The organism is Parviterribacter kavangonensis, assembly GCF_056863335.1.
The window spans coordinates 606,831-629,464 of the sequence record NZ_JBXPJA010000001.1 but is presented as its reverse complement, the minus strand read 5'-3'; the positions used below and the strand labels follow the sequence as shown (position 1 = coordinate 629,464).

Here is a 22,634-nt window from a genome sequence, read left to right as displayed (position 1 = left end):
GGAAAGTGCGGGCTGAAGCCCTAGAGGAGCCCGATGCGGTTCGGCGGCCAGTACGTCGCGAAGGCCTCGCCGATGATCCAGTCCCGCGGGACGGGCCCCCAGAAGCGGCTGTCGTCCGACGCGCCCCGGTTGTCGCCCATCATGAAGTAGTGGTCCTTCGGGACCGTGATCTCGCCGTCGTAGGTGCAGCCCGATCCGCTGCCGCACTCCTCGGCGTAGGGCTCCTTCAGCGCCTTGCCGTTCACGATCGCGTGGCCGTCGCGGATCTGCAGCTTGTCGCCGGGTCCCGCGATGACGCGCTTGATGAAGTTCACGTCGGCCTTCTCGTCCGTCGGCTGCGGGCAGATCTGCCGCTCGGACACCTGCACGCCGCAGGACATCCCGTTGCCGTCCACGGCCCCGCTCGGCGGGTGGAAGACGATGATGTCGCCGATCGACGGGTCGCTGAAGTTGTTGCCGATCCGGTTGACCAGCACGCGCTGGTTGATCTCGAGCGTCGGGACCATCGACTCGCTCGGGATCCGGTACGGCTTGACGAGGAAGGCCTGGATGCCCAGAGCCAGCCCGAGCGCCACCGCGACGATGACGACGAGCTCGACGAGCGAGTTGCCCGTCGACTTCTTCCTCGTGGCCACTAGCCCTGCTGGTCGTCGGCGGGAGTCTCGCCGCCGGAGGCCTGCTCGCCGCCCTCGGGAGCCTCGCTGGGCTCGTCGAGCGGAGCGTCGGCGGAGCTCTCCTCCACCCGGGCCTCGGCCGCCTCGGCAGCGGTGTCCTCGGCGACGGCGCCCTCGGCGTCGACGGCCTCCGGAGCAGCGGCGGCCTCGGCCTCGAGCTGCGCCACGGGATCGTTCAGCAGACCCGGCTCGATGACCTCCTCCGGGCCGACGTAGCGACGCTCGCGCACGCGGGCGCGCTTGCCGACGCGCTCGCGCAGGTAGTAGAGCTTCGCCCGGCGCACGTCGCCGCGGGCGGCGACCTCGATGCGCTCGATCTTCGGCGAGTGGAGCGGGAACGTCCGCTCGACACCGACGCCGAAGGACTGCTTGCGGACGGTGAAGGTCTCGCGCACACCGTGGCCCTGGCGCTTGATGACGACGCCCTCGAAGACCTGGGTGCGGCGGCGGGTGCCCTCGATGACCTGGAAGTGCACGCGGACGCGATCGCCCGCCTGGAACCGGGGGACGCGGCGCAGCTGTGCGCGCTCGAGGGTGTCGATGACTCCTGCCATGCGGCGAGTCAGGGTAGCGAACCGAAGGGTGGGGGCTGGGTCGACTGGCCGCGTTCTTGCGACCGGGCCCTCCGCCAGTTGCCGATCTCCGCATGATGGCCGCTCAGCAGCACGTCCGGGACCCGCCATCCGCGGTACTCCGCGGGGCGCGTGTAGTGGGGGTACTCGGGGTTGCCGCCGAGCGCCTTGGAGAACGACTCCTCGACCGCCGACTCCTCGTGCCCGAGCGTTCCCGGCAGCTTGCGCAGGATCGCGTCGCAGACCACCATCGCCGGCAGCTCGCCGCCGCTGAGGACGTACCGCCCGACCGACAGGACGTCGGAGCAGAAGTGCTGGACGATCCGCTCGTCGAACCCCTCGTAGCGGCCGCACAGCAGCGTGACCGCCTCCTCCCCCGCGAGCTCGTCGACCCAGGCGTCGTCGAGCACGCGCCCGCCGGGCACCAGCGCGATCACGCGCCGCTGCGTCTTCAGCTCGACGGGGTCGACGCCGTAGAACCCGCGCAGCGCCGCGTCCATGACGTCGACGCGCAGCACCATCCCGGCGCCGCCGCCGAACGGCGTGTCGTCGACGACCCGCCCGCTCAGCGTCGAGTGGTCGCGCGGGTTGAGCGCGCGCAGCTCGTGGCCGGCCTCCAGCGCGTTGCGGACGTGCCGCACGCCGCGGAACCACTCGAACCACTCGGGGAACAGCGTGACGACGTCAAGTTGCAAGGCCGAGGAACTCCCCGTTCACGGCGATCGTCTTCGCCTCGATGTCCACCTTCACGATCGCGTCCCTGACGAGCGGGACCACGACGTCGGAGCCCTCGAGCAGCAGCGCCTCGCACGACGGGAGGCCGAGCAGCTCGCGCACGACGCCCAGCTCCCGCTCGCCGTCGAGGACGCGGCAGCCGACGAGGTCCTCCGCCCAGTACTCGTCGTCGTCGAGCGGCGGGCGCCGGTCGTCGGGCACCTCGATGTCCGCACCGCGCAGCGGCTCGAGCTGATCGCGGCCGGTCGCGACGTCGAGGCGGACGATGAGCCGGTCGTCGGTGCCCTTGCGGGCGAGGACCTTCGCGGCGCGGCCGGCGACGACGACCTCGGCGCCCACGGTGAAGACCGCCGGGACCGCGTCGGCGACGAGGAAGCTGCCGTCGAGCCCATGCGGCCGGCCGACACGACCGGCGCGCACTAGTCGACGATGTCGACGAGGACCCGCTTGTGGTCCTTGACCGCCGACGCCTTGATCACCTGCCGCAGCGCGTTGGCCGTCCGGCCGCCACGGCCGATGATCCGGCCGTAGTCGTCATCGGCCACGGAGAGCTCGAGCACGACGGTCCCGTCGTCCTCGGTGAACTGCTCGACGGAAACGCGCTCGGGCTCCGAGACGAGCAGCCGAACGAGATCCTCGAGCAGGTCCTTCAGGACCGGACGTTGGGGTCGATGCCCTGCGTGCGCAGGAGCTTGCGGACGGTGTCGGAGGGCTGGGCGCCCCGGGCGAGCCACCCACGCACCTTGTCCTCGTCGATCTTCACCGTCGACGGGTCGGTCTGCGCGTTGTAGTGCCCGAGGATCTCGATGACGCGGCCATCGCGCTTGGAGCGCTGATCGGCCGCGACGACGCGCCAGACCGGATCCTTCCGGCCGCCGATGCGGGTGAGTCGAAGACGGACTGCCATAAGCGGCGACAGAAGATAGCGGGTGTCAGCGCGACTGCCGCATGAGCGACTGGAGGTCGGGCATCCGGCCGCGCCCCAGCTGCTTCATGACCTTCTGCATCTGGCCGAACTGCTTGACCAGCCCGTTGACCTCCTGGACCGACGTGCCCGACCCCTTCGCGATGCGCGCGCGGCGCGAGCCCTTGATCAGCTCGGGCCGCCGGCGCTCCTCCGGCGTCATCGACAGGACGATCGCCTCGACGCGATCGAGCTGCCGGTCGTCGACCTTGATGTTGCGCATCTGCGCACCGAGGCCGGGGATCATCCCGAGCAGCGACGACAGCGGCCCCATGCGCCGCATCATCTTCAGCTGGTCGAGGAAGTCCTCGAAGGTGAACTGGCCCTTGCGGAGCTTCTTCTCGAGCTCCTCGGCGCGCTCCTCGTCGACCTGCTTCTCGGCCTTCTCGATGAACGACAGGACGTCGCCCATCCCGAGGATCCGCTGCGCCATCCGGTCGGGGTGGAACTTCTCGAAGTCCCCGAGCTTCTCGCCCGTCGACGCGTAGAGGATGGGCTTGCCGGTGACGGCCTTGACGCTGAGCGCGGCGCCGCCGCGGGCGTCACCGTCGAGCTTGGACATCACGACGCCGTCGAAGTCGACGGCCTCGGCGAACTGCTCGGCGACGTTGACGGCGTCCTGGCCGGTCATCGCGTCGACGACGAGGAGGATCGCGTGCGGCTTGACCGCCGCGCGGATGCGCTTGAGCTCCTCCATGAGCGCCTCGTCGACGTGCAGGCGGCCGCTCGTGTCGACGATGAGGACGTCCTTGCCGTCCATCTTCGCCTTGTCGAGCGCCCACCGGGCGATGTCGACGGGGTCGCGGTCGGTGCCCTGCTCGTAGACCTCGGCGCCGGCCTGCGCGCCGACCTTGATCAGCTGGTCGACCGCCGCCGGGCGGTAGACGTCGCACGCGGCGACGGCGACGCTCGACCCGTTCTGCTCCTTGAGCAGCTTCGCGAGCTTGCCGGTCGCGGTCGTCTTGCCGGAGCCCTGGAGGCCGGCCATGAGGATGACCGTCGGCGGGCGCGGCGAGAACGAGATGCCGCCGGCCGCGCCGCCCATGAGGTCGCGCAGCTCGTCGTTGACGATCTTGACGACGGTCTGGCCGGGGTTGAGCTGGCCGATGACCTCCTCGCCGAGCGCCCGCTCCTTGAGCCCCTTGGTGAACTCGCGGACGACCTTGAAGTTGACGTCGGCCTCGAGCAGCGCGAGACGGATCTCGCGCATCGTCTTGTTGACGTCGTCCTCGGTCAGGGTCCCCCGCTGCCGGACGTCGGCGAGGGTCTCCTGGAGGCGCTCTGAAAGGGCGTCGAACACTGGGGCCAGTCTAGGCCCGGCGGATCAGCGTGACGCCGTCGCGGACGGGAAGCAGCACCTGCACCGTCCGGGGATCCCCCGCGACGTGCTCGTTGAAGCGCGCGAGATCGGGGTTGCGTTCGTATCCCAGCGTGTTGTCGGCGGCGATCAGCCCGCGCGGCGACAGCTTCGGCAGCACCGCCTCGTAGTAGTCGACGTAGCCGTCCTTGTTGGCGTCGATGAAGACGAAGTCGAACGGCCCGTCGAGCGACGCGATCGTCTCCATCGCGTCGCCCTCGCGCACCGAGATGCGGCCGTGGCGCTCGATGTGCCGGCGCGCGAACGCGGCGCGCTCGGGGTCGGCCTCGCACGTGATGATCCGCCCGCCCGGCGGCAGCCCGCGGGCCATGCTGAGCGCGCTGTAGCCGGAGTACGTCCCGATCTCCAGGACGAGCCGCGGCTGCAGCGTCCACACGAGCAGCTCGAGCAGCCGGCCGACGACCGGCCCGCTGAGCATCTGCGGGCTCGTCAGCGCCTCGCGCGTCTCCTCGGCCAGCCGCTGGAGGTACGGCTCCGCCGGCGTCGTGAGCGCCTCGGCGTACTCGTCAGGGGAGCTGCTTGGCACCGTTGTCCGGCCCACCGCCGAGCTTCGCCGACAGGTTGCTGAGCGCCGTCGTCACCTCGCTGGGGATGACGAAGATCTTGTTCGCCTCGCCCTGCGCCAGCTGCGGAAGCATCTGCAGGTACTGGTAGCTGAGGAGCTCCTGGTCCGGGCGGCCGTCGTGGATCGCCTGGAAGACGGTCTCGATCGCCTTCGACTCGCCCTCGGCGCGCAGGATCGCCGCCTGCTTGGCGCCCTCCGCCTTGAGCACCGCGGACTGCTTCTCGCCCTCGGCCGTGAGGATCTGCGACTGCTTGAGGCCCTCGGCGTTGAGGATCGCGGCGCGGCGGTCGCGCTCGGCCCGCATCTGCTTCTCCATCGCCTCCTGGATGGTGGCGGGCGGGTCGACCGACTTCAGCTCGACGCGGTTGACGCGGATGCCCCACTTGCCGGTCGCCTCGTCGAGGACCGACCGCAGCTGCGAGTTGATCTGGTCGCGGCTGGTCAGCGTCTCCTCCAGCGTGAGGCCGCCGATCACGTTGCGCAGCGTCGTGACGGTGAGCTGCTCGATGGCCTGCAACGGGTTCGCCACCTCGTAGGTGACCGACCGCGGCTCGGTGATCGTGAAGTAGAGGACGGTGTCGATGTTGACCGTCACGTTGTCCTTCGTGATCACCGCCTGCGGGCGGAAGCTGACCACCTGCTCGCGCAGGTCGATGAGCGGCTTGACGCGGTCGACGAAGGGGATGACGACGGCGAGGCCGGGGTCGAGCGTGCGCTGGTAGCGGCCGAGCCGCTCGACGACGCCGGCCTTGGCCTGCGGGATGATCCGGATGGTGCGTGCTGCGAGGAACAGGGCGAAGAGCACCAGCACCCCGACCACGATCAGACCTGCCACGGCTTCGACTCCTTACTCGCTGACCAGGGCGGTGGCCCCGCGGATCTCCATCACCTGCACGCGCGCGCCCGGCTCGATGGCGTCCTCGTCCACGTAGGGCCGGGCGGTCCACACCTCGCCGTCGATCTTGACGCAGCCCCCGTCGCGCGTCACGGGCTCCACGACGGTGGCCGTCCTGCCGACGAGCGCGGCGGTGTTCGTCCGCAGGTGCGCCGGCGTGCGCAGGTGGCGCCGCACGACCGGGCGCAGCGACGCGAAGACGACGCCCGAGGCCGCGAGGAACACGAGCCCGGAGACGACGAAGCCGGCGCCGGCCGCGCTGACGATGCACGCGACGAGGGCGCCGATCGCGAACGGCCCGAGGAAGAACCCGAGCGTCCCGATCTCCCCCACCGCGAAGACCACCGCTGCGATCAGCCACCAGACCCAAGCGTCCATGTCGGCGCCGAGCCTAGTCCCCGGGGCGGCGGCTGACTAGAGACGCGGCGTCATGAGCGCGACGGGGATCCCCAGCCCCGCCTCGCGGCGCATCGTGGCGATCCGCCGGCCGGGCTGGACGGCGTCTCCGGGCTCCCCGAGGAGATCGCCGAGCCGGGCCTTCGCCGCGTCGAGGTCGTCGACGACGAGCGTCAGGCCCCAGAAGCGCGGCTCGGTCTCGACCGGGCCGCCGAGCTCGAGCAGGCAGGGCCCGAGGACGAAGAACGCCTGCCGGCGGCCGCCCCCGGCGTCGCGGTCGCGGCGGTGGTCGAAGCCCGCGTTCGTGAGCGCGTCGCGGGTGCGCTCGAAATCGGGCGTCAGGGCGACGACGTGGTCGATCCCCTCGACGGTCGCCGCACCGTCGGCGGCGACGATCGGCAGCCCGTCGACGTCCGCTCCGGGGTCGAGCCCGGTGACGGCGATCTCGAGCCGCTCGGCGCCGAACGTCAGGCCGGCGCGTGCGAGCCCGGCGGCCTGCCACGGCTCGCGCGGGCCGGGGACCCGGACCTCGGCGAGCTCAGGCCGTGAGGAGGGCGCGGGCGAAGTCATCGGCGTCGAACGGGCGCAGGTCCTCGAGGGCCTCGCCGATCCCTATGAGCTTGACCGGGATGCCGAGCTCGCTGGCGATCGCCAGCGCGATGCCGCCCTTCGCGGTGCCGTCGAGCTTCGTGAGCACGATGCCGTCGACCTCGACGGCCTCGGCGAACAGCTTGGCCTGGCGCAGCCCGTTCTGCCCCGTCGTCGCGTCGACGGTCAGCAGCGTCTCGTGCGGCGCGTCGGGCATCTGCTTCTGGATCACACGGCGGATCTTCGTCAGCTCGCTCATGAGCTGGTCCTGCGTGTGCAGCCGGCCGGCGGTGTCGATGAGGACGACGTCGACGCCGAGGCGGCGGCCCTCGGCGATCGCGTCGAAGGCCACCGAGCCGGGGTCCTGGCCCTCCTTCTGGGGCGTGACGATCGGGACGTCGGCGCGGCGCGCCCAGCCCTCGAGCTGCTCGACCGCCGCGGCGCGGAACGTGTCGGCCGCGCCGAGCAGGACCGTGAGCCCGAGCTCGTTCTTGAGGTGGTGGGAGAGCTTGCCGAGCGTGGTCGTCTTGCCCGTGCCGTTGACGCCGACCATGAGCACGACGGCCGGCTCGTGGCGCAGGTCGATGTGCTCGTCGCCCGTGCGGGCGATGCCCGCGAGCAGCTCGGTGAGCCGGCGGGTCAGCGCCTCGCCGCCCTCGATGTCTCCCGCCTCGGCCTCGCGCTCGAGCTTCTCGACGACCTCGGCGGTCGTCTTCGCCCCGACGTCGGCCATGATCAGCGCCTCCTCAAGGCGCTCCCACGTCTCGTCGTCGAGCGACTCGAACAGCGTCGCCTGGACCTCGGCGGCCAGCGCCTGCCGGGTCTTCGACATGTTGTCGCGCAGGCGGCGGAAGAACCCGCGGCGGCGCTGGCCCTGCTCCTCGTCGGAGGAGTCGGCCTGCGCGGGGGCCGCGCCGTCGGTGATGAAGAGCTCTCGCCAGTCCCGGGCCACGTCGGCGGGCGACGATAGCGAGCGCTACGCGGCGGACTTCGGTGCGGCCGCGATCAGCTCGGCCGGCTCGACGGTGTCGCCGGCGTTCGCGCTCGCCTGGTGGAACACGACGGTGCCGTCGGTGTCGATGACGGCGGCGCCGCCGAGCTGGGCCGCGTCGCCGATGATCCGGCCCTGCATGACGCCCGAGCGGCGGGCGTGCTTCAGGCCGGACATCACCGACTGCGGGCCGAGCAGCTGGCCGACGTTCGCGCGCTTGAAGCCGGCGATCTTGTACGTGCGCCGGTCCTCGTCGGCGAGGACGTCGATGTCGTCGAACTCCAACTTGCGCCGGAACGCCGTCGCGTGCCGCGGCGTCGCCTGGCCGATCAGGACGAGGCCGAGGCCCGCCTGCTCGAACTGCTCACGAGCGCGGTGCAACTGCACCGCGTGGTCGCGGCAGTGCACTCACCCGTAGTGGCGCAGCCAGACGATGGCGACGGGGCGGTGCTCCCACAGGTCGCCGAGCCGGATGTCGGTGCCGTCCTGGTTCGGCAGGACGACGTCGGCGAGCTCGCTGGACTGCATGGCCCGGACCGTACCTCAGGACAGGGTGAGCTTGCGCCGCGTGACCGTCGGAGCCGCGACCTCGCCGCCGGTGGAGACCTGGACGGTGACGAGCAGTCGCTTCGCGCGCCGGAGCTTCCGGGCGATCGCGGCCTTCGGCTTGAGGTTCAGAGTGAAGGCGCCGGCGGCCGCGCGGGTGGTCGTCTTCGTCGCGAGCGTGCGCTTGACTCCGTAGCGCTTGGCGTCCCGGGCGGTGAGCGTGGCCGTCCCGGTCACGGTCGCCGGGCCGTCGAGGCTGAGCGGCAGCGCGAGGCCGGACTTCAGGACGCTCGTGAGCTTCCGCGCCCCCGCGCCGCCGATGGTGACGACGGTCTGGACGGGGCCCGGGCTGACGTCGCTGGGCGAGGGGTCGTCATCGGTCTTGGCCGGCGCGGGCGCGCCGGACGCGGTGCGCGCGGTGAACTCGATGGTGCGCATGCAGCTCGTGACGCCCTCGCCGATCTTGAACTTCGAGGTCGCCGCGTCAAGCGTGCCCTTCGCCGACCGGGCGTCCTCGAAGACGCCCTTCATCTCCAGGCGCGGGCTCGCGTCCTCGTCCTTGCCCGAGATCGCGCCGCCGGCCACGTCGAACGCGCCCTTCGAGGCGATGCCGTAGATCTCCACGCCGCCCTCCGGCCCGACGCAGGTCAGCGGGGCGCTCGTCACGACGTTCGTGATCTTCGTGCCGTCGGAGGAGACGTCGAACGCGAACGGCGAGCCGGTGTCGGTCGTGCCCTCGTAGTGGGCTCCGGGGACCGGGTCGGCGGCGAGGGCGGGCGCCGCGAACGCAAGGCTCGCGACGGCGACGGTGAAGGGAACGGTGAACGCGCGCATCGCTCCGATCATCGGAGTGACGGCGGGTCATGTTCGATCGGACATCCGTCCGCCACCATGTCGGGCATGGAGTTCCGCACCGTCGATCCCGCCGTCCCGCCGGCGACCGAGCTCGTGGAGGCGATGGTCGCCGAGATGGAGCCGCTGTACGGCCGCATCGACGTCGCGGGCGCGCCGACGGCGACGCCCGAGGACTTCTCATCCGCGCGCGGCGGCGCGTTCGTCGTCGGCTTCGACGGCGACGAGGCGGTGTGCGGCGGCGGCGTGAAGCGCCTGCCCGACGGAGCGTGCGAGATCAAGCGGATGTACGTCGTCCCCTCGGCCCGCGGCCGCGGGCTGGGCCGCGACCTGCTCGTCGCGCTCGAGGACGCGGCACGGTCGCTCGGGTTCACGATCGCCCGGCTCGACACCGGGGAGCACCAGCCCCACGCCGAGCGGATGTACCGCGACGCCGGCTACCGCGAGATCGGCAACTTCAACGCGAACCCGTTCGCGTCGTTCTGGGGCGAGAAGCGCCTCTAGGTGGTGGTGTCCGGCAGGTGCCGGCCGACGTGGCCGACGTAGACGCCGCGGGGGACGTCGCCGTTGCCGTCGGCGAGGTGGAGGTAGATGCGGGCGACGAAGCCGGCTCCTGACCCGCTGCCGAGGGCGAGGTGCGGCCCGAGGTCGAGCGTGTGGCCGTCGTAAGCGACGACGTAGTGCTTCGCCCAGCGGGTGCGGGCGAGCTCCGAGACCCCGGCGCGCCAGGTCAGGCCGATCTCCTGGGCGGCCTGGCCGAGCGAGGTGCCCATCTGGCCGGCGGTGTACCGCTCGGCCAGCGTGTCGAGCTTGCGCAGCGCGTCGAGGATCTCGACCGGGCGGCGGTACGGGCTGTCGGCCGCTGACTCGAAGGCGGACTCGGTGAAGACGAGGTGCGGCGACGTCTCGGCTGCGATCCGGACCGCCTCGAGGACGGACTTCGGGTCCTCCTCGGCCTGCGGCTCGTCGGCCTCCGCGGGGGCGCGGTCGCCGAGCGCGGCCGACAGCTCGGCGATCGCCTGGCGGTCGCGGCGCGCGTCCTCCTCGAGTCCCTCGACGCGCCGCAGCAGCTCGTCGCGGTGGGCGCGGACGGCCTCGAGCTCGGCGAGCGCCGCCTCATGGGCCTTCAGCCAGTCCTCGCTGACGCCCTCGCTCGGCGTGACGCTCTCCTGCGCGGCCGCGCGGCGGTCCTGCAGGACGGCCTCCGCCCGGTCGGCGCGCGCCTCGGCGTCGGCGAGCGCGCGCTCGGCCCGCGTGGCACGGCCGGCCTCCTCGTCGCGCTCGCGCTCGGCCTCCTCGCGGCGGCGGCGGGCGACGTCGAGCTGGCGGCGCTGGTCGGCGCTACGCTGCTGCTCGCGCTCCACCTGGCGCTCGCGCGAGTCGAGCTCCTTCTCGCGATCCTCGAGCGTCCGCAGCCGGGCGAGCAGCGGGCTGTCGGCGAGCTGCGAGTGCTCGAGGAACTTCTGCCAGGACCCGAAGACATCGGCGACGGCGTCGGGGTGCGGCATGTCCTCCCGCGGCAGCCAGTCGCGCGCCGTCGGCACCTTCCCCTGGAGCAGCGTCCAGCGGAAGAGGTGGTAGAGCATGTCCGCCTCCTCCGCGTACGCGATGACCTCGCGTAGGCGCGGATCGGCGATCTGCTTGCGTGGTCGCTCGCCCTCCGCGGGCTCGGACGCACCAGGGCTCTCGGCGTCGGCCGGCGCACGCGCCGGCGCGTCATCGCCCAGCAGCTCCTTGACGGCGTCGGGGCGGTCGTCGCTGCCGGGGCCGTCCTGGCCCTTGCGCCGCGCGCGCTTGCCCATCAGGCGGCGGCCGCTTCCTTGACCTCGCGCGGCAGGCGGCGGGAGACGACCTTCGAGACGCCGTCGTCACCCATCGAGACGCCGTAGAGCGTGTCGGCGGCCTCCATCGTGCGCTTCTGGTGCGTCACGACGATGAACTGCGCGCGGTCGGCGTACTTCTCGAGCAGGGTGAGGAAGCGCCCGATGTTCACGTCGTCGAGCGCCGCCTCGACCTCGTCGAGGATGTAGAACGGGCACGGGCGGGCGAGGAAGACGCTGAAGAGGAAGGCGATCGCGGTCATCGACTTCTCGCCGCCGGACAGAAGCGTCAGGCGCTTCATCGACTTGCCGGCCGGCGTGATCTCGATCTCGACGCCGAGCAGGTCCTCTTCCTCCTCCGGGCGCTCCTCCGCGTCGGCGGCGTCCTCGGCGGCCTCGGCGGCGGTCTGCTGCTCCTCGGACGCGTCCTGACCGCCGATGACCGGGCGCGGGCCGGCGTCCTCGCGGACGAGCCGCAGCCGGCCGCGGCCGCCGGGGAAGAGCTGCTCGGAGAGCTCCTCGAAGTTCTTGGCCGCCGCGTTGAACGTCGCCTCGAACGTCTCCTTGATCTGGCGGTCGGTCTCGCGGATGACCTGCTTGAGCTCGCGCAGCGCGGTCTCGAGGTCGGTGCGCTGCGTCTCGAGCTCCTCGACGTGCGCGATCGCCTCGTCGTACTCCTGCTTGGCGAGCGGGTTGACCGGGCCGAGCTGCTCGCGACGGCGGGCGAGCTTCTCGATCCGCTGGCGCAGCTGGACGGCCTCCTCGGGCGCGAGCGCCTGCTCCGCCGGCTCGGCCGGGAGGCCGAGGCGCTCGGCGAGCTGCCCCAGCTCCTGCTCGGCCTCGGCGGCCTGGTCGCGCGCCTGCTGCGCGCGAACCTCGGCCTGCGTGACCGCCTCGTTGCGCTGCCGGAGCCTGCCCTGGACCTGCGCCTCCTCCTGCGCGCAGCTGCGCAGCTCGGCGGCGACGCCCTCGCCCTCGGCGCGGTCGGCGGCCAGGTCGGCCTCGAGCGTCTCGAGCCGCGTCGCGGTCGCAGCCTGCAGCTCGGCGAGGACCTCGACGAGCCGCTGGGCCTGCGGGACGAGCTGCTGCTCGGCCTCGAGCTGGCCGGCGAGGACGAGGATCCGGCGCGTGCGCTCGGCGCGGTCGCGGGCGGCGCGCTCGGCGACGCGGCGCTCGGCCTGCAGCTCGCCGGTGATCTGGGCGCGGCGGACCGCGGTCTCGCCCTGCTCGGGCTGCTTGCGGCGCTGCTCGATGACCCAGGCGGCGCGGCGTTCGTCCTCCTGCGCCTGCGAACGGGCCCGGTCGGCGTCGCGGCGCGCGCGGTCGGCGGCGTCGCGCGCGGCGTCGGCCTCGGAGACCGACGACTCCGTGCCCTCGAGCTCCTTGTGCGCGCGGTGCTCCGCCTGGACCGCCTTCTCGGACTCGCCGACGAGCTTGTCGCGGCGGTTGCGCTCGGCCAGCACGCGCTCCGCGCCGCCGCCGGCGACCCGCCGCAGCTCGCGCGTCGCGCCCGACCACGCGCGGCCGTCCTGCGTGACGGCGAGGCCGGAGAAGCCCTCGAGGCCGTCGAGCGACTCGACGACCCACGCGTCGGAGAGGAGGCGGCGAGCAGCGGAGAGCGCGTCGTCCGGCCCCCGGACGAGATCGAGGAGACGACGCGCCCCCTCGACATCCGGGATGGAGGAGATGGGCGTCTTCTCGCCGCCGCCGACGACGAGGACTCTCGCTCCGTCGCGGCCGCCCTTGTCGAGCAGCGCCGTGCCGGCGGCGAGGTCGTCGGCGAGGACCGCTCCGAGCCGCGTGTCGAGCGCGGCCGCGAGGGCGAGCTCGTAGCCGGCCTCGACCTCGAGCTCGTTCGACAGCGCCCGGGCGCCGCCGGGCGCGGCGGTGTGCGAGCGCAGGAACTGGTTGACCGCGGCGAGCTCGGCGCCGACGCGGGCGGCCTCGCGGCGGGCGGCCTCGACGGCCTTCTCGAGCTCGCGCCGCGACGCGCGGGCGGCCTCGCAGGCCTGCTCGGCCTCGGCGAGCTCCGCGCTGCGCAGGCGGACGGCCTCGGCCGCCTCGGCGGACGCCGCCGCAGCCGCGGCGCGCTCCTCCTCGAGCCGGGCGACCTCGCGCTCGAGCTCCGCCTCGCGCTCCTCGTCGAGGCGCACGAGCTCGGCCTCGAGCTGCTCGATCCGCTCGCGCCCCGCGTCGTCGGGGGCGTCGGCGGCCTCGGCTGCCCGCAGCGCCTCCAGCTGCGCGGTCCGGGCGGCCACCCGCTCCACCAGCGACGACGCCGTCGCGGACGCCTGCTCGGCCCGCATGTCGATCCGTTGCGACGCCGACCGCGCCGCGTAGACGCGCTTGGCCAGCGCCTCGCGCCGCTCGGTCCGCGCGGCCAGCGCCTCCTCGGCGGCCTCGCGGCGCTGGGCGACCGCGGCCAGCTCCGCCTCCGTGTCCGCCTGCAGCTTGTGTGCCTCGGCGGCGGCGCGCTCGGCCGCGGACAGCGCCTCGCGCGTCGCCCGGGAGCGGTCGCGCGCGAGCTCCCACCGCGCCTCGACCGACTGGCGCTCGAGCCGCTCGTGCAGCTCGGCCGCGTCGGCCTGGCGCTTCAGCGGCCGCAGCCGCGAGCGCGCCTCGCGCTCGACGTCCAGGGCGCGATCGAGGTTGTCCTGCGTGCGCTCGAGCTTGAGCTGCGCGCGGCGGCGGCGTTTGCGGTGCTTGGCGAGCCCCGCGGCCTCCTCGATCAGCAGCCGGCGGTCGCGTGGCTTGGACGTGACGATCGCCTCGACGCGGCCCTGCGAGACGACGGAGTGCATCTCCTTGCCCAGGCCCGTGTCCGACAGCACCTCGAGCACGTCGACCATGCGGCACTTCGCGCCGTTCAGCCGGTACTCGCCCTCGCCGTTGCGATCGAGGCGGCGGAGGATCGAGATCTCGCCCACCGGCAGGTCGACGGTGCCGTCGCCGTTGTCGAGCACCAGCTCGACCTCGGCCGACTGCCGCGCCTGCACGCCGCGCCCGCCAGCGAAGATGACGTCCTGCATCGACTGGCCGCGGACCGCGAGCGGCGACTGCTCGCCCATCGCCCACAGCACCGCGTCGGTGACGTTCGACTTCCCGGACCCGTTCGGCCCGACGACGACCGAGATGCCGGTGCCGAACTCGAGCCGCGTGCGGTCGGGGAACGACTTGAAGCCCTTGAGGGTGAGCGACTTCAGGTGCACGTCACTCGTCCTCCGGCTCGGTCAGGACGGGGTCGTCCAGCTCGTCGGCGTCGTCCTCCTCGAGGCTGTCGAGCGCGAGGCGGGCGGCCTCCTGCTCGGCGTGCTTCTTCGAGCGCCCCGAGCCCCTGCCGACCTCCTCGTCCTCGACGACCGCCACGACCTCGAACGTCCGGTCGTGCGGCGGGCCGAGCTCGGCCACCACGTCGTAGATGACCGTGCGCCCGCGGCGCGCGAGGCGCTCCTGCAGCGTCGACTTGAAGTCCACCGGGTTGGCGAGCGCCTGCTCGATCTCCGGCATGAACGCCTCGACGACCGCCGCCGACGTCGTCTCGTAGCCGTTCTCGAGGTAGCACGCCCCGATCACGGCCTCGATGACGGAGGCCAGCACGCGCTCGGTCTCCACGAGCGTCGCGGCGCTCTGCCCGACGCCGTCCGGCGCCGTCTCGATCAGCCGCGTCTGCACGTCGAGCCGCTCGGCCACCGCGCGGCACGAGGGTCCCGAGACGGCCTGGGCGCGGATCTTCGTCAGCCGGCCCGCGCCGAAGCGCTCGGCCTCCAGGCGCGGGTAGAGGAACGTCGTCACCGCGAGACCCAGCACGGAGTCGCCGAGGAACGCCAGCCGCGAGTACGAGTCCGAGCGCCGCTCGGTCCACGAAGCGTGCGTGAAGACCTGCCGGTGGAGCTCCTCGGGCAGGTCGTCGAGCAGGGCGCGGAGCTTCTCCACCTAGTCAGGAGGGTCGGACCTCTTGGGCAAGCACGAAGTCGACCGCCTGGCCGACGGAGAGGATCCTCGATGCCTCCTCGTCGGAGATCTTGACCCCGTAGGAGTCCTCGAGCTCCTGCACCAGCGTGTACAGGTCGAGGGAGTCGGCGTCCAGGTCCTCCTTGAACCGCGTCGACTCGTCGATCCGCGCGGGATCGACGTCGAGCTCGTCGGCGAGGTGGGACTGGATCAGCGAGAAGACCTCTTCGCGGGTCATCGTGCTCACAAGCTAGACACGCCGTCGGACGCCGGGATGCGGCGCAGTGCGCCCGCGGCCTCCAGCGCGGCGTACGTGCGGTCGATCAGCTCCTCGCGGACGCCCCGGTCGGCGCGGACGATCGCCTCGCACACGCCGCGCGGGCCGAAGGAGCCGTGGGGAACGACGGCGAGCCGCCGCAGGCCGAGCAGGTACGCCCCGCCGCCGGCCTCGGGGTCGATCTCGTCGCGCAGGCCGTACAGGGCCGGCTTGAGCAGCGCGCCGCCGGCCTTCGCGCGCGACGACGACATCGCGGCGCGGCGGACGAACCCGATCATCGCCTGCGAAACGCCCTCGGCGACCTTGAGCGTCACGTTCCCCGTGAAGCCGTCGGTGACGATGACGTCCGCGACCCCCGCGGTCACCGCGAAGCCCTCGACGTTGCCGATGAAGTCGAACGCATCGCCGACGCGCTCCGTGAGCGCCGCGTGCGCCTCGACGACCTCGTCGCGCCCCTTGCCGGCCTCGGTGCCGTTGGAGAGCAGGCCGACGCGCGGGCGCTCGATGCCGAGCACGGCGCTCGCGAGCGACGCGCCCATGAAGGCGAACTGGACGAGGTGCTCGGGCCGGACAGCGTCGTTGGCGCCGACGTCGAGCAGCGTCACCGGCGCGCCGGGGACCGGCAGCGGCAGGGCGAGCGCCGGCCGGTGCACGCCCTTCGCGCGCTTGATGTTGAAGAGCCCCGCGGCGAGCGCCGCTCCGGTCGAGCCGCCGGCGACCATCGCGTCGGCGCGGCCCTCGGCGACCGCGCGGGCGGCCTGGACGATCGAGGCCTCGGGCGTCGAGCGCGCGGCCCGCGCCGGGTCCGGATCCTTGGCGATCGAGACCGGGGCGTCGACGACCTCGATGTTCGGATGCGAGGGCGCGACCGACGCCGGGCCGAAGAGCAGCACGCGGAGGCCGCGCTCCGCCGCGAGGCGAGCGCCCTCCGCCGCCGCGGACGGGTCGTCCGCGCCGTTGACGTCCACGGCGATGATCGGGGAGCGCTGCTCGGCGCTCACCGTGACCGCCTAGTGGTCGTGATCGTGGTCGTGGTCGTGCGCGCTGGGGGCGACGACCGTGCGACCGCCGTAGCTGCCGCAGACGGGGCACACCCGATGCGGGCGGCGCGGGCTGTGGCAGGTCGGGCACTCGTTGACGGTCGGCACCGCCGCCTTGTGCGTGGCCCGGCGCTTCGCCGTGCGCGCGTGCGACTGCTTCTGCTTCGGGACGGCCATAGGGCGCAGCAGGATAGAACACGCGGTCCGCATGGAGATCAGACCGCTCACCGCCGAGGACGTGCCGGCCGTCAACGAGGTCATCAAGGTCGCCCTGCCGGTCCCGCCCGAGTGGGACGAGGACGGCGGCGCGACGCGTGAGGCATGGCTCAACGTCCGCACCGCGCACCTGCTCGACCACGACGGACGGGGCTGCTGGGTCGCCGAGGACGACGGCGAGATCGTCGGCGGCGCGATGGCGATCGTGCGGGACGGGATCTGGGGGCTGTCGATGCTCGCCGTCCACCCCGACCGCCACGCGCGCGGCGCGGGCGGCAAGCTGCTCGACGCGGCGCTCACGTACGCCGACGGCACGCGCGCCGGGCTCATCTGCTCCTCGACCGACCCGAAGGCGATGCGCCTCTACGCGCGCGCGGGGTTCGACCTGCGCCCGTGCGTCTCGCTCGCCGGCATCCCGAACCGCGGGGCGATCCCCACCGGGCTGCGCGCCGCGCCGTCCGACGACTACGAGGCCGCGGCGGCGATCGGCGCGGCGGTGCGCGGCGGCGCGTACGGGCCGGTCGACCTCCAGATGGTCAGCGAACGCGCGGGCTTCGGGATGCTCGCCATCCCCGGCCGCGGCTTCGCGATCCACCACCCCGAAGGCAGCCCCGCGATGCTGCTGGCCACCGACGAGGAGGCGGCGCTCGACCTGCTGTGGTCGTGCCTGGCCGCCGGCCCGAACGGTGCGACGGTGCATGTCGACTTCGTCATGGCCGGCCATGACTGGTGCGTGCAGGCGGGCCTGCGCGCGCGGCTGATGCTGTCGCCGGAGGGGCCGTTCTTCACCCGTGGCGCGCTCGGCCCGCTGCGCGCCTTCCTGCCGTCAGGAGCGCTCCTCTAGGCGCAGGTCGCGCAGCTTGGCCCAGCGCGGGTCGGGCTCCTTCTCGTGCTCGTGCGGCTCGGCGTTGAGGTCCTTGCCGCACTGCGGGCACAGCCCGGCGCACTCGTCGCGGCACAGGATCTGCGCGGGGAGCACGAGGGCGAGCGCGTCGCGCGCCCAGGCCTGGAGGTCGAGCTCCTCCCCGTCGACGTAGGGCGAGCTCATCTCGTCCCCGCCGCCGGGCGCGTCGATCTCGCGCGAGTCGACCTCGAACGACGGATGCGCGGGCTGCAGGCAGCGCATGCACGGGCCGTCCAGCTCGGCGGCGAAGCGCAGCCGCAGCGAGTACCCGCCGCCCGTCATGCGGGAGACGTCGAGCGTGACCGGCACCTCGCGCGTGGCCACGGCGTACTCCTGCCCGCCGAACCCGAAGGCGTCGACGTGCACGGAGAGGTCGAGACGACGCCCCTCACCGGGGCTGAGCGAGAGGCGCCCGAGGTCGAAGATGTCGGTGCGGGCGGCCATACGCTCAGCGTATCCCGCGCACCCGTTAGCTCTTCGCGGGTTCCTCCGCGGCCTTGAGATCCTTCTTCACGATCTTGCCGGTCGCGTTACGCGGCAGCTCGTCCATGAACTCGATCTCGCGCGGCACCTTGTAGCCGGCGAGGTTCGACTTCACGTGACTCTTGAGGTCGTCCTCGCTGACCTCGCCGCTCTTGACCACGAAGGCCTTCAGCCGCTGGCCGAACTTCTCGTCGTCGACGCCGATGACGGCGACCTCGTCGACGTTCGGGTGGTCGTGGAGCAGGTCCTCGATCTCGCGGGGGAACACGTTCTCGCCGCCCGAGACGATCATCTCGTCGTCGCGGCCGTCGACGAACAGCCGCCCGCCCTCGTCGAAGTGCCCGACGTCGCCGGTCGACATCAGCCCGTCGACGACGTCCTTGTTGCCGCCGCCGGTGTAGCCCTCGAAGAGCATCTCGTTCGCCACGAAGATGCGGCCGGTCTCACCCTGCGAGACCTCCTTGCCGTCCTCGTCGAGGAGCTTGACGATCGTGCCCCGCGGCGGCCGGCCCGCGGTGCCCGGCGCGGAGCGCAGGTCCTCCGGCGTCGCGATCGTCGCCCACGCGACCTCGGTCGAGCCGTAGAGGTTGAAGAGCACGTCCCCGAAGGCGTCCATGACCTTGACCGCGAGCTCGCCGGGCAGCGCCGACCCGCTCACCGCGATCACGCGCAGCGACGACGTGTCGTACTTCTTGATCGTCTCCTCGCCCAGGTCGAGGATGCGCTGGAGCATCACCGGGACGACCGCGAGCGTCGTGCACTCGTGCTGCGCGACGTCGCTCAGCGTCAGCTCCGGATCGAACTTGCGCCGCAGGACCAGCGTCGACGCCAGGCCCATGCCGAGCGTGAAGTGCGCGAAGCCCCACGAGTGGAACATCGGCGCGGCGATCATCGTGTTCTCGCGGACCTTCAGCGGGATCTTGCTGAACAGCGCCGCGGCCGGGTCGATGTTGTCGGGCTGCTTGCGCGAGGCGCCCTTCGGCGTGCCGGTCGTGCCGGACGTGAGGATCACGACGCGGCCCTTCTCCATCGGCGGGTCGACGTCGGCGTCGTCGCCGTCGGCGATGAGGTCCTCGAGGATCTCGACGCCGCGCGGCTTCTTCGGGCCCTCGAACCAGCCGATGAACCGCTTGCGGCCCTTCGAGCCGTCCTTGACGAGGTCGCTGAACTCGTCGTCGTAGATGATCGCCGCGGGCTCCTCGCGGGCCATCACGTCGGTGATCTGCGGCCCGGCGAACATCGTGTTGAGGAACAGCGCGTGCGCCCCGAGCTTGGAGCACGCGACCGTCGCGTCGACGAAGCCGCGGTGGTTGCGGCACATGATCGCGACGCCGTCGCCCTCCTTGATGCCGCGCTCGGCGAGCGAGCTCGCGAGCGCGTTGGAGCGCTTGTGGACGTCCTCGAACGTGAGCGTCCCCAGCTCGTCGATGATCGCCGTCTCGTTGGGGAACCGGATCGCGGCGGCGGTGTAGCCGGCGGCCGGCGTGGGGCCCCAGCGGTGCAGCGCGAGACCGATGCGGACGAGCTTGTCCGGCCGGGTGGGACGGATGACGCCCGTGCCCGCCATGGTCCAGGCGACCCAACCCTTGTGGACGACTTGGTCGAACACGTTCATGACGCTGGATCGTGTCACGTTCGCGGCAGGCGTAGACCCACAGGCAGCGTGCCGTCGTCGATCAGACGGCGGATCTCACCGGCCTTGCGCGGGTTGAGGAACACGTGGCGCTGGCCGACGCTCGGCTTCTCGGCGAGCAGGCCGGCGGCGAGCAGCGCTTCGCCCACCTCGTCGGCCAGCGCGCGCTCGTTCCCCGCGAAGCCGCGGGCGAGGTGGGCGAAGTCGGTGTGGTAGCCGCCCCACTTCCCCATGCCGTCCAGCCTCTGGAGGATCCGGCGGGCGACGCGGCGGGCGCGATCCGGGTCGTCGTGCGGCCGCGCGGCACCGTTGTTCGTGCCGAGGAGGGCGAGCACCGCCTCCTCCTGCTCATCGGTGGGGTTGGCCGGGTCGCCGCCCATGCGCGCGACGACCTCGGCGACCTTGAGCGGATGGGCGGGGCCGATCGGCTCGCGGCCGTCGGTGCCGTCGAGGACGTCGGGCGGGAGCGTCACGGCGGCCGCCCTGAGACGGTCGACGCCGGCCGTCGCCTCGTCGAACGCGAGCGCGGCGAGCTCGGCGTCGAGGGGCTCGCCGAGCGTGAGGACGAGGTGGCCGGCGTGCTCGCTCGCCTTGAGGCGGAGGTCCTGCGGGCCGTTGGGTGCCGGGAGGTCGGTCGCCTGCTGGAGCGCACCGACGGCGGCGGCGACGACGGTCCAGGCGCGGTCGTCGACCGTGTGGGCGTCCGCGCGGAACGCCTCGGGGACCGGCAGTGCGGCGGCTCCGTGGCTCGTGAACGCGACGAGCACCGGGTCCTCGTATCCGGACCGCTTGCGGCCGAGCTCCTGCTCCCCGCGCTCGAGCTCCTGCCCGAGCAGGGTCCGCAGGCGCGCGGCGCCGGTGGCGGGATCCTCGAGGGCTGCCTTGAGCGGGTTCATGGTGCGGCTCCTCGACCCAGGCTAGGGGCCGTGAGGTTCCGTCAGGAACGGCTGCGACCCTCCGACTCCATCCACGTCATGGAAGCTGCCACCCCTCTCCCCTTCTCCCAGGTCGCCGTCCGCAACGGGCGGCTGGCGATCGAGTGGCTGATCGTCGACGACGACGCCGTCGTGCGGGGCGCCGCTGACGCGTCCGACGCCGCGCGGTACGTGCTCGACGCTCTGGGCGTGGGCGCGCGCGTGCTGGAGCGCGAGGGCGTGTCGGCCGAGACCGACGTGATCCGCGCGGAGTTCGAGCGGATGCGCAGCGAGTTCACGGAGCGGTCGAAGGCGGTCGCGGACCGGCTGGACGAGAAGGTCGAGCAGGTCTTCGCGCCCGACGAGGGCCACGTCTCGCGCGTGTTCGCCAAGCACTTCGGCGACGAGTCGTCGGCGGCGGTGCAGCACAAGGTCCGCGCGGTGGTGGCCGAGCTGGCGGGTCAGATCCGCGAGGACGTGCGCAAGCAGTTCACGTCGGACACGCAGGACAACCCGATCGTGGCGATCCAGCGGGCGTCGCTGAAGGTGATCCGCGACAACGCCGACCAGCAGGCGCAGCGGCTGGCCGCGATGGACGCTCGCCTCGAGGCGATGCGCGTGCAGATGGCGGAGCTGAAGGCCGAGAAGGAGAAGCTCGAGGAGGTCGCCGCCGAGGCGTCGCGCGGGACCGCGAAGGGGCGCTCCTACGAGGAGGCCGTCGCGGACGCGCTGGACGTCATCGCGGTGGCGCAGGGCGACGACTGCGATGCGGTCGGCGACGTGAAGGGCGTCGGCGGCAAGAAGGGCGACGTCGTGATCGCCCTGGACGCCTGCGCCGGGCCGGCGCGGGGGCGGATCGTGGTCGAGGCGAAGAACTCGCGGATGTCGAAGAACCAGGCGCTCGCCGATCTGGATGAGGCGATGACGACGCGCGACGCCGACTACGCGCTCTTCGTCGTGCCGTCCGAGGACCGCCTGCCCGCGCGGACGCATGACCTGCGCGAGTACAACGGCAACAAGCTCTTCGTCGTCTTCGATCCCGAGGACGGGTCGCGGATCTCGCTGGAGGTCGCGTACAAGCTCGCCCGCGCTCGCGTCTTGATGGCCCGCGGCGACGGCGCCGGCATCGACGCCGCGGCGGTGCGGTCCGAGGTGGAGCGCGCGTTCGCCGCCATGGAGGACGTCCGCCGCGTGAAGTCGCAGCTGACGCAGGCGACGACGTACATCGGCGAGGCGACGCGGATCGTCGACACGCTCGCCTCCAACGTCCGCGGGCACCTCGGCCAGATCGACGCGCTCCTGCGTCCGGCCGACGAGGACGCCTCCTCCGACTGATCTCCGGCACCATGACCGGGTGGCCGTCGTTGCCCGTCGAGTGGTCGTGAGGGGTCGGGTGCAGGGAGTGTTCTTCCGCGACTCCGCCCGCCGCGAGGCCGAGCGCCTCGGCGTGGCTGGATGGGTGCGCAACTGCCGGGACGGATCGGTCGAGGCGCACATCGAGGGCGATCCCTCCGGCGTCGTCGCGTTCGAGCGCTGGATGGCCTCCGGTCCCTCGCGCGCGGAGGTCGCGTCGGTCGAGGCCGACGACGCGGGCGTCGAGGGGCACGACTCGTTCGCGGTCCGATGACGCCGCGATGATCCTCCGCGACGACGGTCTCGGCGTGCCGCAGACGGCGCACTCGGCGCTCACCGGGCGGATCGCGGAGGCGTGGCGGATCGACCCGAACCTCCCGGCCGACGACCTCGTCGTGGCGGCGACGATCCACGATCTCGGCTGGACGGACTGGGAGCGGGACCCGCCGATCGATCCGTCGACCGGCCGCCCGCCGCCGTTCTTCGCGCTCCCACCCGCCGACCACGCCGCGATCTGGACCGCCGGGACCGACGCGGCGGCGACGTTCGGCCGCTGGATCGGCCTGCTCGTCTCCATGCACTGCACGCGCCTGATGGGCTGGCGGCAGCAGTCCGGCAACAGCAGCGCGGAGATCGACGCGCTCGTCGAACGCGAGCGGTCCCGCCAGGCCTCCCTGCGGTCCGGCCTCGACGACGCCGTCGTCGACCGCGCGAGCGGCCTCATCGCCACCTGGGACGGCCTCTCCCTCGACCTCTGCGGCGGGAAGACGCCGACCTTCGACGACTGGCCGTTCCGCGAGGACGCCGTCGAGCTGACGGTCGACGCGCGACGCCTCGACGGCGACGAGTGGGAGACCCTCGCCTTCCACCTCACCCGCTGACGGCCG

The 22,634-nt window shown here is 72.7% G+C and carries 28 protein-coding genes; 5 read left to right on the top strand and 23 right to left on the bottom strand.

The window, feature by feature from the left end:
- Window positions 1-20: 20 nt before the first annotated feature.
- The 14 genes from lepB to AC1UE4_RS03050 all read right to left on the bottom strand — a co-directional run bounded on the left by lepB (window position 21) and on the right by AC1UE4_RS03050 (window position 9,138).
- Window positions 21-635 (bottom strand): signal peptidase I, encoded by a 615-nt coding sequence (gene lepB, locus AC1UE4_RS03115; RefSeq protein WP_482915763.1) that lies wholly within the window; start codon window positions 633-635, stop codon window positions 21-23.
- Window positions 635-1,228, bottom strand: coding sequence for a 50S ribosomal protein L19 (gene rplS / locus AC1UE4_RS03110; protein WP_482915762.1), 594 nt, complete (start codon window positions 1,226-1,228; stop codon window positions 635-637). Before rplS ends, lepB begins: the two co-directional genes overlap by 1 nt.
- 8 nt (window positions 1,229-1,236) lie before the next feature.
- The gene (gene trmD / locus AC1UE4_RS03105) at window positions 1,237-1,941 is read right to left on the bottom strand and encodes a tRNA (guanosine(37)-N1)-methyltransferase TrmD (RefSeq protein ID WP_482915761.1); all 705 of its coding nucleotides are present in this window, start codon (window positions 1,939-1,941) and stop codon (window positions 1,237-1,239) included.
- A complete protein-coding gene (rimM, locus tag AC1UE4_RS03100) occupies window positions 1,931-2,401 on the bottom strand; it encodes a ribosome maturation factor RimM (RefSeq protein ID WP_482915760.1) in 471 nt (156 codons plus the stop codon). The genes trmD and rimM overlap by 11 nt, the downstream gene beginning before the upstream one ends.
- Window positions 2,401-2,715 (bottom strand): KH domain-containing protein, encoded by a 315-nt coding sequence (locus AC1UE4_RS03095; protein WP_482915759.1) that lies wholly within the window; start codon window positions 2,713-2,715, stop codon window positions 2,401-2,403. The genes rimM and AC1UE4_RS03095 overlap by 1 nt, the downstream gene beginning before the upstream one ends.
- Window positions 2,631-2,888 carry a 30S ribosomal protein S16 gene (gene rpsP / locus AC1UE4_RS03090; RefSeq protein WP_482915758.1) on the bottom strand — a complete coding sequence of 86 codons (258 nt, stop codon included), beginning with the start codon at window positions 2,886-2,888 and terminating at the stop codon, window positions 2,631-2,633. The genes AC1UE4_RS03095 and rpsP overlap by 85 nt, the downstream gene beginning before the upstream one ends.
- A gap of 25 nt (window positions 2,889-2,913) precedes the next feature.
- The gene (ffh, locus tag AC1UE4_RS03085; RefSeq protein ID WP_482915757.1) at window positions 2,914-4,245 is read right to left on the bottom strand and encodes a signal recognition particle protein; all 1,332 of its coding nucleotides are present in this window, start codon (window positions 4,243-4,245) and stop codon (window positions 2,914-2,916) included.
- Between the two features lie 10 nt (window positions 4,246-4,255).
- On the bottom strand, window positions 4,256-4,849 hold the full coding sequence (locus tag AC1UE4_RS03080) for an O-methyltransferase (protein WP_482915756.1): 594 nt from the start codon (window positions 4,847-4,849) through the stop codon (window positions 4,256-4,258).
- Window positions 4,830-5,723, bottom strand: a complete 894-nt coding sequence (locus AC1UE4_RS03075) for an SPFH domain-containing protein (RefSeq protein WP_482915755.1) — start codon at window positions 5,721-5,723, stop codon at window positions 4,830-4,832. Before AC1UE4_RS03075 ends, AC1UE4_RS03080 begins: the two co-directional genes overlap by 20 nt.
- A gap of 12 nt (window positions 5,724-5,735) precedes the next feature.
- Window positions 5,736-6,161, bottom strand: a complete 426-nt coding sequence (locus tag AC1UE4_RS03070) for an NfeD family protein (protein ID WP_482915754.1) — start codon at window positions 6,159-6,161, stop codon at window positions 5,736-5,738.
- 36 nt (window positions 6,162-6,197) lie between these two features.
- Window positions 6,198-6,749, bottom strand: coding sequence for a VOC family protein (locus tag AC1UE4_RS03065; protein ID WP_482915753.1), 552 nt, complete (start codon window positions 6,747-6,749; stop codon window positions 6,198-6,200).
- Complete coding sequence (ftsY, locus tag AC1UE4_RS03060; protein ID WP_482915752.1) at window positions 6,718-7,719, bottom strand: signal recognition particle-docking protein FtsY; 1,002 nt, start codon at window positions 7,717-7,719, stop codon at window positions 6,718-6,720. The genes AC1UE4_RS03065 and ftsY overlap by 32 nt, the downstream gene beginning before the upstream one ends.
- A gap of 24 nt (window positions 7,720-7,743) precedes the next feature.
- Window positions 7,744-8,145 carry a peroxiredoxin-like family protein gene (locus tag AC1UE4_RS03055; protein WP_482915751.1) on the bottom strand — a complete coding sequence of 134 codons (402 nt, stop codon included), beginning with the start codon at window positions 8,143-8,145 and terminating at the stop codon, window positions 7,744-7,746.
- Window positions 8,146-8,301: 156 nt separating this feature from the next.
- Window positions 8,302-9,138, bottom strand: coding sequence for a hypothetical protein (locus AC1UE4_RS03050; RefSeq protein WP_482915750.1), 837 nt, complete (start codon window positions 9,136-9,138; stop codon window positions 8,302-8,304).
- Between the two features lie 66 nt (window positions 9,139-9,204).
- On the opposite strand from AC1UE4_RS03050, the gene AC1UE4_RS03045 reads away from it, so the two are divergent.
- Window positions 9,205-9,660, top strand: coding sequence for a GNAT family N-acetyltransferase (locus AC1UE4_RS03045; protein WP_482915749.1), 456 nt, complete (start codon window positions 9,205-9,207; stop codon window positions 9,658-9,660).
- Here AC1UE4_RS03045 and AC1UE4_RS03040 read toward each other — a convergent pair.
- From AC1UE4_RS03040 to rpmF, 6 genes are read right to left on the bottom strand one after another with little or no spacing between them, the layout of a single operon-like run.
- Window positions 9,657-10,958, bottom strand: a complete 1,302-nt coding sequence (locus tag AC1UE4_RS03040; protein ID WP_482915748.1) for a hypothetical protein — start codon at window positions 10,956-10,958, stop codon at window positions 9,657-9,659. The two genes, AC1UE4_RS03045 and AC1UE4_RS03040, sit on opposite strands and share 4 nt — an antisense overlap.
- Window positions 10,958-14,185, bottom strand: coding sequence for a chromosome segregation SMC family protein (locus AC1UE4_RS03035; protein ID WP_482915747.1), 3,228 nt, complete (start codon window positions 14,183-14,185; stop codon window positions 10,958-10,960). The genes AC1UE4_RS03040 and AC1UE4_RS03035 overlap by 1 nt, the downstream gene beginning before the upstream one ends.
- Before the next feature lies 1 nt (window position 14,186).
- Window positions 14,187-14,909: a ribonuclease III family protein gene (locus AC1UE4_RS03030; protein WP_482915746.1), complete on the bottom strand. Its 723-nt coding sequence runs from the start codon at window positions 14,907-14,909 to the stop codon at window positions 14,187-14,189.
- A gap of 4 nt (window positions 14,910-14,913) precedes the next feature.
- Complete coding sequence (gene acpP, locus AC1UE4_RS03025; protein WP_482915745.1) at window positions 14,914-15,165, bottom strand: acyl carrier protein; 252 nt, start codon at window positions 15,163-15,165, stop codon at window positions 14,914-14,916.
- A gap of 5 nt (window positions 15,166-15,170) precedes the next feature.
- Window positions 15,171-16,205 carry a phosphate acyltransferase gene (locus AC1UE4_RS03020; RefSeq protein WP_482915744.1) on the bottom strand — a complete coding sequence of 345 codons (1,035 nt, stop codon included), beginning with the start codon at window positions 16,203-16,205 and terminating at the stop codon, window positions 15,171-15,173.
- Between the two features lie 9 nt (window positions 16,206-16,214).
- A complete protein-coding gene (gene rpmF, locus AC1UE4_RS03015; RefSeq protein ID WP_482915743.1) occupies window positions 16,215-16,421 on the bottom strand; it encodes a 50S ribosomal protein L32 in 207 nt (68 codons plus the stop codon).
- Window positions 16,422-16,452: 31 nt separating this feature from the next.
- On the opposite strand from rpmF, the gene AC1UE4_RS03010 reads away from it, so the two are divergent.
- The gene (locus AC1UE4_RS03010; protein WP_482915742.1) at window positions 16,453-17,304 is read left to right on the top strand and encodes a GNAT family N-acetyltransferase; all 852 of its coding nucleotides are present in this window, start codon (window positions 16,453-16,455) and stop codon (window positions 17,302-17,304) included.
- On the opposite strand, the gene AC1UE4_RS03005 is transcribed toward AC1UE4_RS03010, so the two are convergent.
- From AC1UE4_RS03005 to AC1UE4_RS02995, 3 genes are read right to left on the bottom strand one after another with little or no spacing between them, the layout of a single operon-like run.
- Window positions 17,287-17,808 carry a YceD family protein gene (locus tag AC1UE4_RS03005; RefSeq protein WP_482915741.1) on the bottom strand — a complete coding sequence of 174 codons (522 nt, stop codon included), beginning with the start codon at window positions 17,806-17,808 and terminating at the stop codon, window positions 17,287-17,289. The genes AC1UE4_RS03010 and AC1UE4_RS03005 overlap by 18 nt on opposite strands.
- Before the next feature lie 25 nt (window positions 17,809-17,833).
- Window positions 17,834-19,462: an acyl-CoA synthetase gene (locus AC1UE4_RS03000; RefSeq protein ID WP_482915740.1), complete on the bottom strand. Its 1,629-nt coding sequence runs from the start codon at window positions 19,460-19,462 to the stop codon at window positions 17,834-17,836.
- Window positions 19,463-19,476: 14 nt separating this feature from the next.
- Window positions 19,477-20,376: a hypothetical protein gene (locus AC1UE4_RS02995; RefSeq protein ID WP_482915739.1), complete on the bottom strand. Its 900-nt coding sequence runs from the start codon at window positions 20,374-20,376 to the stop codon at window positions 19,477-19,479.
- 78 nt (window positions 20,377-20,454) lie between these two features.
- Between AC1UE4_RS02995 and AC1UE4_RS02990 the strand changes: the two genes are divergently transcribed.
- Genes AC1UE4_RS02990 through AC1UE4_RS02980 form a run of 3 tightly spaced genes read left to right on the top strand, consistent with a single transcriptional unit; the run spans window position 20,455 to window position 22,628 of the window.
- Window positions 20,455-21,729 (top strand): DUF2130 domain-containing protein, encoded by a 1,275-nt coding sequence (locus tag AC1UE4_RS02990; RefSeq protein ID WP_482915738.1) that lies wholly within the window; start codon window positions 20,455-20,457, stop codon window positions 21,727-21,729.
- 19 nt (window positions 21,730-21,748) lie between these two features.
- Window positions 21,749-22,021, top strand: a complete 273-nt coding sequence (locus tag AC1UE4_RS02985; protein ID WP_482915737.1) for an acylphosphatase — start codon at window positions 21,749-21,751, stop codon at window positions 22,019-22,021.
- A 7-nt stretch (window positions 22,022-22,028) separates the two neighbouring features.
- On the top strand, window positions 22,029-22,628 hold the full coding sequence (locus AC1UE4_RS02980; protein WP_482915736.1) for a DUF3891 family protein: 600 nt from the start codon (window positions 22,029-22,031) through the stop codon (window positions 22,626-22,628).
- The last annotated feature ends 6 nt before the right edge of the window (window positions 22,629-22,634 follow it).